Annotated in this window: 17 protein-coding genes; 12 read left to right on the top strand and 5 right to left on the bottom strand. The window is 71.5% G+C overall.

The window, feature by feature from the left end; all coding sequences use genetic code 11:
* The first annotated feature begins 57 nt into the window (after positions 1-57).
* Positions 58-474 (top strand): universal stress protein, encoded by a 417-nt coding sequence (locus OG417_RS53220; RefSeq protein ID WP_329247282.1) that lies wholly within the window; start codon positions 58-60, stop codon positions 472-474.
* A gap of 89 nt (positions 475-563) precedes the next feature.
* Here the strand turns inward: OG417_RS53220 and OG417_RS53225 are convergent, their stop codons facing one another.
* Together OG417_RS53225 and OG417_RS53230 are read right to left on the bottom strand one after the other, a co-directional pair.
* Complete coding sequence (locus OG417_RS53225; RefSeq protein WP_329247285.1) at positions 564-1,256, bottom strand: zf-HC2 domain-containing protein; 693 nt, start codon at positions 1,254-1,256, stop codon at positions 564-566.
* Positions 1,249-1,761, bottom strand: a complete 513-nt coding sequence (locus OG417_RS53230) for an RNA polymerase sigma factor (protein WP_329247287.1) — start codon at positions 1,759-1,761, stop codon at positions 1,249-1,251. Before OG417_RS53230 ends, OG417_RS53225 begins: the two co-directional genes overlap by 8 nt.
* Positions 1,762-1,904: 143 nt before the next feature.
* On the opposite strand from OG417_RS53230, the gene OG417_RS53235 reads away from it, so the two are divergent.
* The 3 genes from OG417_RS53235 to OG417_RS54785 are packed head-to-tail and all read left to right on the top strand — an operon-like array spanning position 1,905 to position 3,239.
* Entirely contained in the window at positions 1,905-2,342 is a 438-nt protein-coding gene (locus OG417_RS53235; RefSeq protein WP_329247290.1) for a hypothetical protein, read from the top strand.
* Positions 2,332-3,024 carry a cytochrome b/b6 domain-containing protein gene (locus OG417_RS53240; protein ID WP_329247292.1) on the top strand — a complete coding sequence of 231 codons (693 nt, stop codon included), beginning with the start codon at positions 2,332-2,334 and terminating at the stop codon, positions 3,022-3,024. The genes OG417_RS53235 and OG417_RS53240 overlap by 11 nt, the downstream gene beginning before the upstream one ends.
* Complete coding sequence (locus tag OG417_RS54785; protein ID WP_442875639.1) at positions 3,021-3,239, top strand: anti-sigma factor family protein; 219 nt, start codon at positions 3,021-3,023, stop codon at positions 3,237-3,239. The genes OG417_RS53240 and OG417_RS54785 overlap by 4 nt, the downstream gene beginning before the upstream one ends.
* A 30-nt stretch (positions 3,240-3,269) precedes the next feature.
* Here OG417_RS54785 and OG417_RS53245 read toward each other — a convergent pair whose 3' ends face one another.
* From OG417_RS53245 to OG417_RS53255, 3 genes are all read right to left on the bottom strand, one after another.
* Complete coding sequence (locus OG417_RS53245) at positions 3,270-3,647, bottom strand: pyridoxamine 5'-phosphate oxidase family protein (RefSeq protein ID WP_329247295.1); 378 nt, start codon at positions 3,645-3,647, stop codon at positions 3,270-3,272.
* 71 nt (positions 3,648-3,718) lie between these two features.
* The gene (locus OG417_RS53250) at positions 3,719-4,279 is read right to left on the bottom strand and encodes a hypothetical protein (protein ID WP_329247297.1); all 561 of its coding nucleotides are present in this window, start codon (positions 4,277-4,279) and stop codon (positions 3,719-3,721) included.
* Positions 4,280-4,424: 145 nt separating this feature from the next.
* Positions 4,425-6,098 carry a sensor histidine kinase gene (locus tag OG417_RS53255; protein WP_329247300.1) on the bottom strand — a complete coding sequence of 558 codons (1,674 nt, stop codon included), beginning with the start codon at positions 6,096-6,098 and terminating at the stop codon, positions 4,425-4,427.
* A gap of 104 nt (positions 6,099-6,202) precedes the next feature.
* Between OG417_RS53255 and OG417_RS53260 the strand changes: the two genes are divergently transcribed.
* The 8 genes from OG417_RS53260 (at position 6,203) to OG417_RS53295 (ending at position 14,708) form a co-directional block, all read left to right on the top strand.
* Positions 6,203-6,865 carry a response regulator transcription factor gene (locus OG417_RS53260; RefSeq protein WP_329247304.1) on the top strand — a complete coding sequence of 221 codons (663 nt, stop codon included), beginning with the start codon at positions 6,203-6,205 and terminating at the stop codon, positions 6,863-6,865.
* A gap of 140 nt (positions 6,866-7,005) precedes the next feature.
* Positions 7,006-9,357 carry a phosphoketolase family protein gene (locus OG417_RS53265; protein ID WP_329247307.1) on the top strand — a complete coding sequence of 784 codons (2,352 nt, stop codon included), beginning with the start codon at positions 7,006-7,008 and terminating at the stop codon, positions 9,355-9,357.
* Between the two features lie 13 nt (positions 9,358-9,370).
* Entirely contained in the window at positions 9,371-10,390 is a 1,020-nt protein-coding gene (locus OG417_RS53270) for an acetate/propionate family kinase (protein ID WP_329247310.1), read from the top strand.
* A 245-nt stretch (positions 10,391-10,635) separates the two neighbouring features.
* Entirely contained in the window at positions 10,636-10,998 is a 363-nt protein-coding gene (locus OG417_RS53275) for a hypothetical protein (RefSeq protein ID WP_329247312.1), read from the top strand.
* 119 nt (positions 10,999-11,117) lie between these two features.
* A complete protein-coding gene (locus tag OG417_RS53280; protein WP_329247315.1) occupies positions 11,118-11,600 on the top strand; it encodes a cation:proton antiporter regulatory subunit in 483 nt (160 codons plus the stop codon).
* A gap of 6 nt (positions 11,601-11,606) precedes the next feature.
* Positions 11,607-12,773: a cation:proton antiporter gene (locus tag OG417_RS53285; RefSeq protein ID WP_329247317.1), complete on the top strand. Its 1,167-nt coding sequence runs from the start codon at positions 11,607-11,609 to the stop codon at positions 12,771-12,773.
* 82 nt (positions 12,774-12,855) lie between these two features.
* Positions 12,856-13,833, top strand: coding sequence for an aminoglycoside phosphotransferase family protein (locus OG417_RS53290; RefSeq protein ID WP_329247320.1), 978 nt, complete (start codon positions 12,856-12,858; stop codon positions 13,831-13,833).
* 59 nt (positions 13,834-13,892) lie between these two features.
* The gene (locus OG417_RS53295; protein WP_329247323.1) at positions 13,893-14,708 is read left to right on the top strand and encodes an endonuclease/exonuclease/phosphatase family protein; all 816 of its coding nucleotides are present in this window, start codon (positions 13,893-13,895) and stop codon (positions 14,706-14,708) included.
* Positions 14,709-14,712 lie beyond the last annotated feature (4 nt).

Consider the following 14,712-nt stretch of genomic DNA (forward strand, 5'->3'; position numbering starts at 1 on the left):
GCTCTCTGCCCTTTTTTCAATTTCCCGCACGCTTGGGGGGGAAACAGGAGGTCGGTCATGCACATCATCCCTGGGCCCCGGTACGTACTCGTCGGGTTCGACGGGTCGCCCAACTCGACGGTGGCGCTCCGGCGCGCGGCGGAGGAGGCACGCCGGCGCCACGCCCGTCTCGACGTCGTCCGTGTCATCCCACGCGACGGTGGCCGGCTGCGCGGCCCGAAGGCGTGGCTCCGGCTGCGTGAGGAGGTCGCGCGCCTTCTACCGCGCACGCAGCACGTCTCCACCCGGCTGCGCATCGTCCGGGGCGAGCCCGGCGCGCAGCTGGCCCGGCTCGCGGATCGCGCGGAGGTGCTCGTGGTCGGCTCGCGGCTGAACTCCCGGCACGGCGCGCTGTTCGGTGGCGACACCGTGCCCGCCGTACTGTCGAACGCGCGCTGCGGCGTCATCGTCTGTGAGGACGGCGCGGAGAGCTGACCGCCGCCGGGAGCTCGTGGTCGAGCTGCAGGTAGGCGCCCGGCCGCGCCTACCTGCACGGACGCGATAATCGGCCTGACCCCGGTCCCTCAGCTGAATCGCGCGAGGAGGTCCCGGCCGGGAGAGGCGTGGAACCGCAAGACGAGGATGTCGTGGACGGCGACCGGTATGGTCGCACCCCACGTTCCTCGGCCTTCCCGTACGGTGATGCGACCCAATTCGACCGCGCGGCCCTCGCGCGTGGTGAGATCGACCTCGTACGTACCCGGCCGGCGTGCCGCAGTCATCGTGACGAAGACCCACGAGGGTGATCCCTGGTAGGCGAACACATACCCTTCCGGTGCCGCGGTGGCCGCCCCGACCACGGGAACGGCGCGCAGGTACTGGCCGTGTGCGACGGCGAGCGTTCTGCGGTAGGCGTCGGCGATCCGGCGGTCGCTCTCGGTCCGGTGCCAGACCGCGTCCCCGGACAGACCCCCGGACAGCGCCGCGACGAGAATGATCGAAGCGGCCAGGAGGATCGCGTTGCGCAGGCGCCGGGGCCGCTGTCGGTGCAGCATGGGCTTCAGTACGGAGGCCTCGAAGCCGGCGGGTGGCTGACGTTCCGGGGCGAGTTGGAGCAGTTCGTCGATCAGCGCGGTCTGCACTTCCAGCTCACGGTGGCATCGCCTGCACACGGCCAGGTGGCGCAACGCCTTGGCGCGGTCTTCCGCTGGAGCGACGCCTGCGGCCAACTCCGGGAGGACCTGCCGCGTCTCTTCGCATCCCGAGCGGTCAGTCATTGGTCACCCCCAAGGCCACGCGGAGTTTGGCAAGCCCTCGGCGGAGCCGGGTCTTGGCGGTTGCCAAGGGTATGTGCTCGCGGTCGGCGATCTCGACGGCGGTCAGGCCGTAGAACACCGAAAGCACGATCGGCGTACTCTGCTCGGGCGGGAGTGCGCGCAGAGCATCACGGAGTTCCTCGGCGTCTTCATACGTGACCGAGGGCTGGTCGGCCTGTTCGCTGGTGGTCAGCCTGCTCAGTAGGAGATGTGGATCGACGGGTCGTTCCCCGCGCAGGCGCAGCGCGTCGACCGCCAGGTTCCTTGTGATCGTGAGCAGCCATGTGATCGCACGGCCTTTGCGGGGGTCATAGGCGTCCGCATACCGCCACGCGCGGAGGAACGCCTCCTGCGCGATCTCCTCGGCTATCGCCGACGATCCGACCAGGGCGACAGCCAGGCCGAAGACACGCGCCTGATATCGCCGTACGAAGATGGCCGCGGTCTCCGCGTCCCCGGCGGCCATGCCGGCGAGCAGCGACTCATCTGAAAGTTCCCACATGTGGGATACGGACGCCGGGCCCGAAAGGGTTCACCGAGAAGCGAATCCTTTCCGTCAGCCACTCCGTATTACCGGTGACACAGGCAACCGCACCGAAGGACGGATCCGTGGCGACGTACATCAAGATGCTGACGGCGACCGGCCTGGCCTGCACGGTCCTCGGACTGAGCGGGTGTGGCTCGGACTCACAGGCCTCAAGCGGGAACGCGGGCAAGCCCACGCTTTCGATCCAGGCGCCGAGCGACGGGGCGAACGTCGAACTGCCCATCACGCTGAAGTTCACCACCAGCAAGGACATCGGCCCGACCGACTCGGGCAAGGACCACGTCCATGTGTTCGTCGACGGCAAGACCAACGAGTACACGGTCGTGACCTCGACGACCTATCAGATCAAGAGCCTGCCAATGGGACGGCACATCATCGGCGTGACACTCCAACACGCCGATCACTCGCCGGCGGGCGCCAGCGCTCAGGTCAGTGTGAACGTCACCGGCGGCAGCAGCGGCGACTCCACCGGCGGCGGGAACGGCGGTTATGGTTACTGACCGGGCGGCGCCCGCCGTACGTCGCGACGTCGTCGAGCGGTACACACGCCCGACACGGTGGTTCCACGCCGGCGTCTACCTCACGACTCTTCTCCTGCTGGCGACCGGCTGGTGGCTGCTCCTCGGACAGGAGGGCCGTCCCAGCCCGCTGTCTCGGCTGCTGCACATGCCGGACACGACCGTGCACAAGGACGTTGGCTGGGCGCTGGTCGCACTCGCCGTCGCGGGTCCCGTCCTGGGCATACGGGCCACACGGACGTTCATCGCCGAATCGGTACGGTTCCGTACGGGCGACACACGGTGGTTCCTCAGATGGCCGTCGGGCGTTGTGACGGGACGGTTCACCCGGCACGAGGGACACTTCGATCCCGGGCAGCGAATCGTCAACCTCCTCATGGCCGCCGGGATCTTCGCTCTCATCGGAAGCGGTGTCGGCCTCGTCGTCCTCCACGGCGGTCCGGCGTTCGCCGTGCTGGCGCGCGTGCACAAGTGGGCGACCTACTTCTGCACGCCCCTCATCGCCGCGCACATCCTCATCGCCGCTGGTGTCCTCCCCGGCTACCGCGGCGTGTGGCGGTCGATGCACATGGGCGGCCGCCTCGACGCCCGGGTGGCCCGCCGTCTGTGGCCCGGCTGGCTCGAACGGACACACGACCGTTCTGAGCGACGAAGCCGGCGATGAGCTGCCCGTTCCGAGAAGACACCGGTGTTTACGTACTCGGCGCCCTGTCCCCTCAGGAACACCTGCGGATGAGAATGCACCTCAAAGACTGCCGCTCATGCCAGATCGATGTCGCGGACCTGCTGGCGGTACTCCCGATTCTCCGCAACACGTCCCCGGCCTTATGGTCGCATTCATGCCGTGCGCTCTTCATCGACTGGTCGCTGAATAACTGACGCCGGCGGACGCATCGGCCCGCCCGAAGGTCAGCGCGGGCCGACGCGGAGGCCCGACGCGTGCCGCACCGGAATGCGGAGCGCCGGGGCCCGCCCCGGCGGCCCGGAACAGGGTCGCGGGACCGGGCCGCCGGTGAAGACGGCCCGGCCGATGACCGTGACGGACCATCCGGCCATCGTATGCGGGTCGACGTCGTCCGCCTGGAAGGCCACGATGCTGCCGCCGATCGCCGCGCCGAGCGTCGCCTCCGCGCGGACCGTGACCACGTCGCCGTCGAGGGCGAAGGTCACCGGGGTGACGGCCGGCAGCGCCCGGTCCGTGTGGACGATCCGCCCGATCGGCACGGTGGCCAGCAGGGCCAGGCACTGCTCGCGGCTGAAGGTTCCTCCGCCCGCGGTGGAACTCATGGTCTCTCCAGATGGGGAAAGAGGGAGCGGCACTTCTCGCCGCTCCCTCACTTGTCGCTGCCTGCGGGCCGCTACCTCAGGACGGGGAATCGCCGGACGAGGCGGGTCCGGCTCCACCAGCGGCCGAAACCGAGCGTGTCTCCGGCGCCGACGAGGGCCAGGCCGACGATGACCAGCGCGTAGATGAGGTGGTCGTCCATGACGACGTTGCTGTCCGGAGGGAGGACGACGCTCCACATCATGACCAGCATGACCACGCCCGCACCGGCCGCGACGCGCATGCCGACGCCCAGGAGCAGCGCCGCGCCGATGCCGGCGAGGCCGAGCATGAACAGCCAGTCGGCCCAGGCGGCGCCGGCGATGAAGTGGTAGAAGCCCTTGAACGGCCCCGCCGCCGAGAACTTCAGGAATCCCAGGGTCGGGTGGCCGCCGTGGATCCACGCCTGCTTGCTCGCCGTGCTGTGGCCGAGGCCGAACAGCTTGTCCGCGAACGCCCAGAAGAACACGAAGCCGAGGGACAGCCGGGTGATCGCCCACACGTAACGGACGGCGGGCCCGCCGTCCCGGGGCAGGACCGGGTTCGTACGGTGAACGGTGCGGGGGCGCGCTGTCCGGGAGTCGGTGGCGGACATCTCTTCACCTCTTTCGCGCCGGAGCGTTTCCGGCTGCCCTCACCTAACGCCATGGCGGCCGAGGCGCCGCAGAGGCGAAAGCAGGGACGCGCGCGGGACCTTCGTCCCGCTCCGGACCGTCGCGGCGCGGCGGCGCGGAGCGGTGTCAGGTCGTGAGCGGTACGCGCCATTCGAGGACGGTGCCGCCGGTGTCCCCGGAACGGACGTCGAAGGTGCCCCCGAGCCGTCGCGCGCGGTCGTCGAGGTTCGCCAGGCCGCTGCGCCGGCCACCGTCGGTGAGGCCCACCCCGTCGTCGGCGACCCGCAGCAGCACGTCGGAACCGGCGGCCACGGTCACGTCCACCGTCGAGGCGTGGGCGTGGCGCGCGGCGTTCGACAGGGCCTCGCGCAGCACCGCGACGAGGTGGTCGCCGACCGTCTCGTCGACGATCGTGTCCAGCGGCCCGTCGAACCGCACCGCGGGCGCGAACCCCAGGCTCTCGCGAGCGCCGTCGATGACGCCGAACAGGCGGACCCGCAGGGCCGGCTCGTCATCGGCCGAGGCCTGCAGCGCGAAGATGGTCGAGCGGATCTGCCGGATGGTGTCGTCCAGGTCGTCCACGGCCCGCTGGACGCGGACCGCGACGTCGGGCTTCTCGGTGATCTTGATGGCGCTCATCAGCGTCATGGCGATGGCGAACAGCCGCTGGATGACCGTGTCGTGCAGGTCCTTGGCGATGCGGTCGCGGTCTTCGAAGACGACCAGCCGCTCGACGTCCCGGCGGCGTTCGGCCAGCTCCAGCGCGACGGCCGCCTGCGCCGCGAAGGTCTCCAGGAGCCGTCGCGTGGGTTCGGCGAACGGCAGCCTGCCCGGCACGTTGGCGACCGACACCACACCGCGCGCGGCCGTTCCCGCACCCAGCGGCACGACCAGCACCGGCCCCAGCGGAACACCGGTCGCGATGCCGGACGGGCGGGCCTCCCCCTCGGCGCCGGGCGACGCCAGCGACGTGCCCGTACGGTAGACCCGCCCGGCGAGCGTGTCGTCGAGCGGTGTCCGCCGGCCTCTCAGCTCGTCGGCGTACCGGCCGTCGACCGCCTTGACCGCCAGCTCCTCCTCCGCCTCGTGCGCGAGCGCGACCGTCGCGAGGTCGGCGTCGCAGATCTCGCGGGCCCGCCGGACCACCAGGTGCAGGACGTCGTCCGGATCGGTGCCCGACAGCAGGGCGGTGGACACCTCCGCGTTGGCCTCCAGCCAGCGTTCGCGGCGACGCGCCTCCTGGTAGAGCCGGGCGTTCTCGATGGCCACGCCGGCGGCGGTGGCGAGCGCCGAGACGACACTCTCGTCGTCCTCGTCGAACTCCTCGCCGTCGGTCCGGTCGGTCAGGTAGAGGTTGCCGAACACCGCGTCGCGCACCCTGATGGGGACGCCGAGGAACCTCCGCATCGGCGGATGGTTCGCCGGGAAGCCGGAGGACTCCGGGTGTTCGCTCAGGTCGGCCAGCCGGATCAGCTGCGGCTGCTTGATGAGCAGGCCCAGGATGCCCAGGCCGTGCGGCCAGTGGTCCAGGGCGTCGATCTGCTCCTGCGTCACCCCGACCGTGATGAACTGGACCAGCCCGTCGTCCTCCCCGATCACGCCGAGCGCCCCGTACCGGGCGTCCACCAGCGTGGTCGCCGCCTCGACGATGCTGCGCAGCACGGTCTCCAGTTCGAGGTCGCGGCCGATGGACACGATGGCCTCGAGGAGCCCGTGCATCCGGTCACGGGTGGTCAGCACGGTCGCGAGCCGGCTCTGCAACTCGGTGAGCAGGTCGTCGAGCCGCAGCTGAGGGAGCACCGGGCGAGCGTGATCCTCGCGGTTGGGGACAGACACGGGGGCCGCCTTCCTCACGCCGGGTCTCCCATTGTCCCGGTCTTTCCGGCCGCCGTACCGTCGAGGCCATGACCACCCCCATCAAGGTCTTCCTCCTCGACGACCACGAGGTCGTACGGCGCGGGGTCGCGGCGCTGCTGGAGTCCGAACCCGACATCGAGGTCGTGGGCGAGGCCGGCACCGCGGACAGCGCGCTGGCCCGGATCCCGGCGCTGCGCCCCGACGTCGCCGTGCTGGACGTACGGCTGCCGGACGGCGACGGCGTGAGCGTGTGCCGGGAGCTGCGGTCCCGGATGCCCGAGCTCGCGTGCCTGATGCTCACCTCCTTCTCCGACGAGGAGGCGCTGATCGACGCGGTGATGGCCGGGGCCGCCGGGTACGTGCTCAAGCAGATCCACGGGTCGGACCTGGTCGGCGCCGTCCGTACGGTCGCGGCCGGCCAGTCGCTCCTCGACGCGCGCAGCACCACGCTGGTGATGCGGCGCCTCCGCGAGCGCCCGCGCGAGGACCCGCTCGCGTCCCTGACCGAGCAGGAACGCCGGATCCTCGACCTGATCGGCGACGGCCTGACCAACCGGCAGATCGGCGAGCGCCTCTTCCTGGCCGAGAAGACCGTCAAGAACTACGTCTCCAGCATCTTCACCAAGCTCGACCTCCGCCGCCGCACGCAGGCCGCCAGCCTCATCACGCGGCTCCGGGCGTCCGAGTCCCCCACGCCCTCGGAGGAGTGAACGCCGGAAGGCACTCCCGCGACGGGACCTTCGTCCCTCACCTCTTCCGGCCGCCGGATGGTGGGCTTGGTCACAGCCCGGTCCGGATCACCGTGCCCGGGTAGGCCACTGGTCTGACGCCGAGATGAGGAGAGTCCGCCATGCTCACCGATGAGGAGATCCGGCCGATCGACGCCTGGTGGCGTGCGGCGAACTACCTGTCCGCGGGCCAGATCTACCTGCGTTCGAACCCGCTGCTGCGCGAGCCGCTGCGCCGGGAGGACATCAAGCCCCGGCTGCTGGGGCACTGGGGCACCTCACCCGGCCTCAACTTCTGCTACGCGCACCTGAACCGCGTCATCACCGCACACGACCTGGACATGATCTACATCATGGGGCCGGGGCACGGCGGGCCGGCCGCGGTGGCGAACGCGTGGCTGGAGGGCACCTACTCGGAGGTGTATCCGTACGTGTCGCAGGACGCGACCGGGATGCAGCGGTTGTTCCGGCAGTTCTCCTACCCCGGCGGCATCCCCAGCCACGTCGCGCCCGAGACACCGGGCTCCATCCACGAGGGCGGCGAGCTCGGCTACGCCCTCGCGCACGCGTACGGCGCGGCCTTCGACAACCCCGACCTGGTCGTGGCCTGCATCGTCGGCGACGGCGAGGCCGAGACCGGGCCGCTGGCCACGAGCTGGCACTCCAACAAGTTCCTCGACCCGGTGAAGGACGGCGCGGTCCTGCCGATCCTGCACCTGAACGGCTACAAGATCGCCAATCCCACCGTGCTCGCGCGCATCCCGGAACACGAGCTGGAAGCGCTGCTGGAGGGGTACGGGCACCGCCCGATCGTCGTCTGCGGCGACGAGCCGGCGGCGATGCACCGGCGGATGGCGGAGGCGCTGGACGAGGCGATCGGGGAGATCCTCGCGATCCGGCGGCGCGTGCGGGAGACGGGGACCGCCGAGCGGCCGCGGTGGCCGATGATCGTGCTGCGCTCGCCCAAGGGCTGGACCGGGCCGAAGGAGGTCGACGGGCTGCCGGTCGAGGGCACCTGGCGCGCCCACCAGGTGCCGCTCGCGGGCGTACGGGACAACCCGGCGCATCTGGCGCAGCTGGAGGCGTGGCTGCGGTCGTACCGTCCCGAGGAACTGTTCGACGCCGGCGGGCGGCCGGTCGCCGGCGTGCTCGCGCCCGCGCCGGCCGGCGACCGGCGGATGAGCGCGAACCCGCACGCGAACGGCGGCCTGCTGTTGCGCGACCTGGAGTTGCCGGACTTCCGCGCCTACACCGTCGCGGTCGACACGCCCGGCACCAGGTCCACCGAGCCGACCCGCGCCCTCGGGGCGTACCTGCGCGACGTCGTCGCCGCCAACCGGGACAACTTCCGCATCACCGGCCCGGACGAGACGGCCTCGAACCGGCTGTCGGCGGTGTTCGAGGTCACCGACCGGGTGTGGAAGGCCGACCTCCTCGGGGTGGACGAGCACCTCGGGCCGCACGGCCAGGTCATGGAGGTGCTGAGCGAGCACCTGTGCCAGGGCTGGCTGGAGGGCTACCTGCTGACCGGGCGACACGGCCTGTTCAACTCCTACGAGGCGTTCATCCACATCGTCGACGCGATGTTCAACCAGCACGCCAAGTGGCTGGAGACCACGCGGAAGATCCCCTGGCGGCGGCCGATCGCGTCGCTGAACTACCTGCTGTCCTCACACGTCTGGCGCCAGGACCACAACGGCTTCACCCACCAGGACCCCGGCTTCCTCGACGTCGTGATGAACAAGAAGCCCGAGATCATCCGGGTCTACCTGCCGCCGGACGCCAACACCCTGCTGTCGACGATGGACCACTGCCTGCGCTCGCGCGACTACGTCAACGTCGTCGTCGCGGGCAAGCAGCCGGCGCTCGACTGGCTGTCGCCCGAGGACGCCGTGCTGCACTGCACCCGCGGCATCGGCATCTGGCAGTGGGCCAGTGTGGATCGCGGCACGGACCCGGACGTCGTGCTCGCCTGCGCGGGCGACATCCCCACGCTGGAGACGCTCGCCGCCGCCGACCTGCTCCGGCGGTACTTCCCCGACCTGCGGGTCCGGGTCGTCAACGTGGTCGACCTGATGCGTCTCCAGCCCGACACCGAACACCCCCACGGGCTGTCCGACCGGGAGTTCGACGCCATCTTCACCGTCGACCGGCCGGTGATCTTCGCCTTCCACGGCTACCCGTACCTGATCCACCGCCTCACCTACCGGCGCCACGGCCACGACAACCTGCACGTCCGGGGCTACAAGGAGGAGGGCACGACCACGACGCCGTTCGACATGGTCATGCTCAACGACCTCGACCGGTTCCACATCGTCATGGACGTCATCGACCGGGTGCCCTCGCTCGGCGGCCGGGTCGGGAACGTCCGGCAGGAGATGGCGGACGCGCGGCTGCGCGCCCGCGCGTACACCCGGGAGCACGGTGAGGACATGCCGGAGATCTCCGACTGGACCTGGCCCACCACCGCCTGAGAGGAGAGCACGCGTGCGGATCCTCGTGGTCAACGCCGGGTCGTCCAGCCTGAAGCTCAGCCTGCTCGACCACGACGACACCGTCCTCGCCCGGCCCGCCGACCTGGACGACCTGCGCGAACTGCCCGCGCCGGACGCCGTCGGGCACCGCGTCGTCCACGGCGGCGCGGACTTCACCGACCCCGTTCTGATCGACGACGACGTCGAGGCGCGCCTCCGCGCCCTGACCGAGCTGGCGCCGCTGCACCAGCCCAAGTCCCTGCACGGCATCGACGCCGTACGCGCGGTGCTGCCCGGAGTACCCGAGGTCGCCTGCTTCGACACCGCCTTCCACGCCCACCTGCCCGAGGCCGCGGCGACGTACGCGCTGCCCGCCGCGTGGCGAAAGGAGTACGGCATTCGGCGGTACGGCTTCCACGGCCTCTCGCACGCGTACGCCACGCGGCGGGCCGGTGAGCTGCTCGGCGGCGGGCCCGACCGGCTCGTCGTCTGCCACCTCGGCGCCGGGGCGTCCCTGTGCGCGGTGGCGCGAGGGCGTTCCGTCGACACGACCATGGGCTTCACCCCGCTCGAAGGCCTCGTCATGGCCACCCGTTCCGGCAGCGTCGACCCCGGCCTGCTGCTCTGGCTCCAGGAGCGCAAGGGACTCACGCCCGCCGAACTCGCCGACGCCCTCGAACACCACTCCGGGCTGCTCGCCCTCACCGGCACCGCCGACATGCGCGAGATCGGCGAGGGTCTCGGCCTGGAGGTCTACCTCCACCACCTGCGGGCCGGCATCGCCGCGATGGCCGCCGCGCTCGGCGGCCTGGACACCCTCGTGTTCACCGGCGGCGTCGGCGAGCACGCGGTGGGGGTACGGCGCCGGGCGGCGGAGGGACTGGGCTTCCTCGGCGTCGCGCTCGACCCGGCGCGCGAGGACACCACCGACGCCGAGATCGGCCTTCCCGGCGCCCCCGTACGCACCTTGGTCATCACCTCGCGCGAGGATCTCGAGATCGCCGCCGGAGTCCGCGCCGTGCTGGGCTCCTGACCGAGCGAAGCGAGGGAATCGAAGACGCGGCCCTGTGGTCACCCTCTCCGACGAAGGAGGGCCCATGACCGAGCGAAGCGAGGGAATCGAAGACGCGGCCCTGTGGTCACCCTCTCCGACGAAGGAGGGCCCATGACCGGCCGGTACGCCCCGGCGTCCTGGCTATAGGCTCGACGATGAGCAGGCAATCGGGACATTCCGCCGCGCGAGCCCGCGGCGGTCCGGCAGGGCGGAAGGGCGGGGCGGTGGCGGACGAGCGTACGCGCCGGCGGCGGCCGGCCGTGTCGCTGCCCGTCGCGCTGCTGCTCGCGCTGTGCGCGATCCTCACCCCCGCGCTCGCCTCCACCGGCGGCGGCATGGCCGCGGCGTCCCCGGCGAAGGCCGAGATGGCGGTGACGGGAGCCGGCTGCCCGCTGCTCCGGCCCGGTGCCACGCCCCGGCTGGACAACGCCGAGAGCAAGCCGCTGCCGGCCGCCGCCCTGCCGGCGACCGTGCCGGCCGGCGCTCTCACCTGCGCCTGGTCGAACCCGCCCGGCGCCACGGCGACGGCCACCGCCCTCGGCCGTTTCACGCGCGACGGCCGCGCGCCGCCGTACGCCCAGGTCTAGACATCGGCTCACCAGAGCCGCCTTCCCTTACCCCTCCCGGCCCGCACCGCGGGTCCGGCAGGGATGCCCTGTGCCTGCCCTAAGGCCGAACACCAACCGAACCGAACAGGGAACGACCCGTGGACGTCGAACGCACCGCTCTGCCCGGAATCGGGCTGCAACACGTATTCACCACCGCGAAGGGCCGCCGGATCGGCACGATCTCTCACCGCGACGGCCGCCGCGACCTGCTCGTCTACGACCGTGTCGACCCCGACACGTGCGTGCTGACCGTGCCGCTCACCGTCGAGGAGGCCAACGCGCTCGCCGAGCTGCTCGGCACCGCGCGGATCGTCGAACGCCTGACCGAGCTGCACCGGCAGGTCGAGGGACTGGTCAGCGCGCAGATCCCGATCGCCGCCGGCTCCCCGTACGACGGGCGCACGCTCGGCGACGCGCAGATCAGAACCAGGACCGGCGCCTCCATCGTCGCCGTCGTACGCGACGGGAACGTCGTCGCCAGCCCGCGCCCGGACTTCGGCTTCCAGGCCCGCGACATCGTCGTCGTGGTCGGCACCGCCGAGGGCACCGCGGCCGTGGGCGACATCCTGGCGACGGGATAGGCGCGGATGACGAGTCAACTGATCGAGCTCGGGGCCATCATCCTCGGCCTCGGGCTCCTCGGGGCCGTCTCGGTACGGTTCTCCATCTCCCCCATTCCCCTCTATCTGCTGGCCGGTCTCGCGTTCGGGTCCGGCGGAATCCTGCCGCTGACCACCAGCGAGGAGTTCGTCTCGCTCGGCGCCGAGGTCGGCGTGATCCTGCTGCTGTTCACCCTCGGCCTGGAGTACACCCCCGACGAGCTGGTGGCCACGTTGCGCACCTCCGCGCCGATCGGGCTGGCCGATCTCGCGCTCAACGCCGCGCCCGGCGCGATCGCGGCGGTCCTCCTCGGCTGGGGGCCGGTGGCGGCCGTCGCGCTGGCCGGCGTCACCTGTGTCACCTCCTCGGGCATCACCGCCAAGGTGATCGGCGACCTGGGCTGGCTGGGCAACCGGGAGACGCCCTCGGTGCTGTCGGTCCTGGTCTTCGAGGACCTCGCCATGGCGGCGTACCTGCCGATCCTGACGGCCCTGCTCGCCGGGGCCGGGCTGCTGGGCGGCACGCTCACGCTGCTGATCGCGGCGGCGACGATCAGCGTCATCCTCTGGGTGGCGCTGCGGCACGGCACGGTCGTGGAGCGCTTCGTGGCCAGCCCCAGCCAGGAGGTGCTGCTGCTGAAGGTCCTCGGGCTGACCGTGCTGGTCGCCGGGCTCGCCGAGCAGTTGCAGGTCTCGGCGGCCGTCGGCGCGTTCCTCGTCGGCATCGCGGTGTCCGGGCCGCTCGCGCACGACGCGCGCCAGCTCATCACCCCGCTGCGCGACCTGTTCGCGGCCGTCTTCTTCGTGTTCTTCGGCCTGCACACCGACCCGACCGAGCTACCGCCCGTCGTCGGGATCGCCGCGCTGCTCGCGGTCGCGGGCATCCTCACCAAGTCCGCCACCGGATGGCTGGCCGCCCGCCGCGCCGGCGTCGCGCGCACGGGACGCCTGCGCGCCGGGACGGCGCTGGTGCCCCGGGGGGAGTTCAACATCGTCATCGCGGGGTTGGCCGTCACCGCGGGCGGCAACTCGCGTCTGGGCCCCCTCGCGGCGGCGTACGTCCTCATCCTCGCGGTCGCCGGGCCTCTGCTCGCCCGTGCCGCCGAACCCCTCGCCCAGGCCGTACGGATGCGACGGTCGACGGCCGGTTCGTAGGCGACGCCCGGGGCGGTGGACGCGCCGCCCCGGGCCGGATATCGCGGTGCGGGGCCGACCGTGACCGCCTAACGTGCTCGACGTGAGAGCGCGACCGAGGGATCTCGACGAGGAGCGATTGCTCCGGGTTCTGGGTGGGTGGGGAGTCGGCGCGTCCTCGCTGGAGTACGCCCCGGTCGGTTTCGGCGACCATCACTGGATCGCGGCCGGTGGCGCCGGGGAGAAGTGGTTCGTCACCGTCGCCGACCTGGAGCTCAAGGGCGCACAGGACGCGCACGCCGCCCTGCGGAGCCTGCGCGGAGCCATGGACACCGCGGCGGCCCTGCGCGACGAGGGACACCTGGACTTCGTGGTGGCGCCGTTGCGGGACGCCGGCGGCGAGACCGTCCGCCGGCTCGGCCCTCGGTACGCCGTCAGCGTCTTCCCCTTCCTGGACGGGATCACCGGAGACTTCGACCGGCAACGGACCGCGGCCGAACGCGGCGCCGTACTGGACCTGCTCGCCGAGTTGCATCGTGCGGCGCCTCCGGCATCCACGCCGGTGCTCGACCTCGGCCTGTCAATGCGCGACCTGCTGCGAAGCGCCTTGGACGGCGCGATCCGCTGGGCGCCGGGGCCGTTCACCGAACCCGCCAGAGCCCTGCTGTCCGGGCACGCTCCGGCGATCCTGCGACGGCTGGAGGAGTTCGACCGGCTGGCCGAGGACGTGCGGACGAGCGACGGCGCACCCGTCCTCACCCACGGCGAGCCGCACCCGGGCAACCTTCTGCAGTACGAGGGCGGCCATCTCCTGGTCGACTGGGACACGGTCGGCCTCGCACCGCCCGAACGCGACCTGTGGTCCGTCGCGGAGAGCCCGGAAGACCTGGAGCGGTACGCCGAGGCCGCCGGGCGTACGGTCGACGCCTCCGCCCTCGCGCTCTACCGGCTCCGCTGGGACCTGGAAGAGGTGTCCCTCTACGTCGACTGGTTCCGCGCGCCTCACGACCGTTCCCCCGACACCGAAGAGGCGTGGCAGGGGCTCCGGGAATCGGTCGCCCACCTCGGTGACCTTGGATGACCAGGTCCGTTCCTTACCGCGTCGGCATGTTCGCGTAAGCGCCGGGTACCGACCCGCGCATGCGGGTGATGACCATGAACCTCTGGGGCACACGCGGAGACTGGGCGAGGCGGCGGGAGGTCCTCGCGAAGGGGATCGGCGAGCTCGGCCCCGACCTGGCGGCCTTCCAGGAGGTGATCGAGACCTCCTCGTACGACCAGGCCGCCGACCTGCTCGGTCCCGGATATCACCTCGCGCGGAGCGACGCCCGCGCGGCGGATGGGCAGACGATCGCGATCGGCAGCCGGTGGCCGATCGCCGAGGTGCGCGAGGCCGACCTGAACGTCACCGCGCGGACGGCCGGGTTCGCCTGCACGACCCTGGCCGCGCTCATCGAGGCGCCGGATCCGATCGGGCCGTTGCTGTTCGTCAACCACTTCCCCAGCTGGCGGCTGGACCTGGAGTACGAGCGCGAGCTTCAGGCCGTCGCCGCCGCGCGGCTGATCGACGACATGCTCGACGGGCGGGACCTGCACGTCGTGCTGGCCGGGGACCTCGACGCGGCACCCGACGCGGCGAGCATCCGGTTCTGGACGGGCCGCCGGTCACTGGGCGGGACGAGCGTCTGCTACCGGGATGCCTGGGAGCGCGTCCACCCGGGCGAGCCGGGCGTCACCTACACGCCCGACAACCCGCTCATGGTCGACGGCGACTGGCCGTTCCGGCGGATCGACTACATACTCGTACGCTGCGGCCTGCACGGCGGGCCCACACTGCCGATCCGCGGCTGCGAGCGGCTGTTCACCGAACCGGTCGACGGCGTCCAGGCCGGCGACCACTACGGCCTCACCGCCGACCTCGGCCCTCCGGAGCCCCCCACACCGGAGCCACGATGATGAG

Origin of the sequence: Actinoallomurus sp. NBC_01490 (assembly GCF_036227085.1) — a bacterium.
GTDB classification, from domain to species: Bacteria; Actinomycetota; Actinomycetes; order Streptosporangiales; family Streptosporangiaceae; genus Actinoallomurus; species Actinoallomurus oryzae.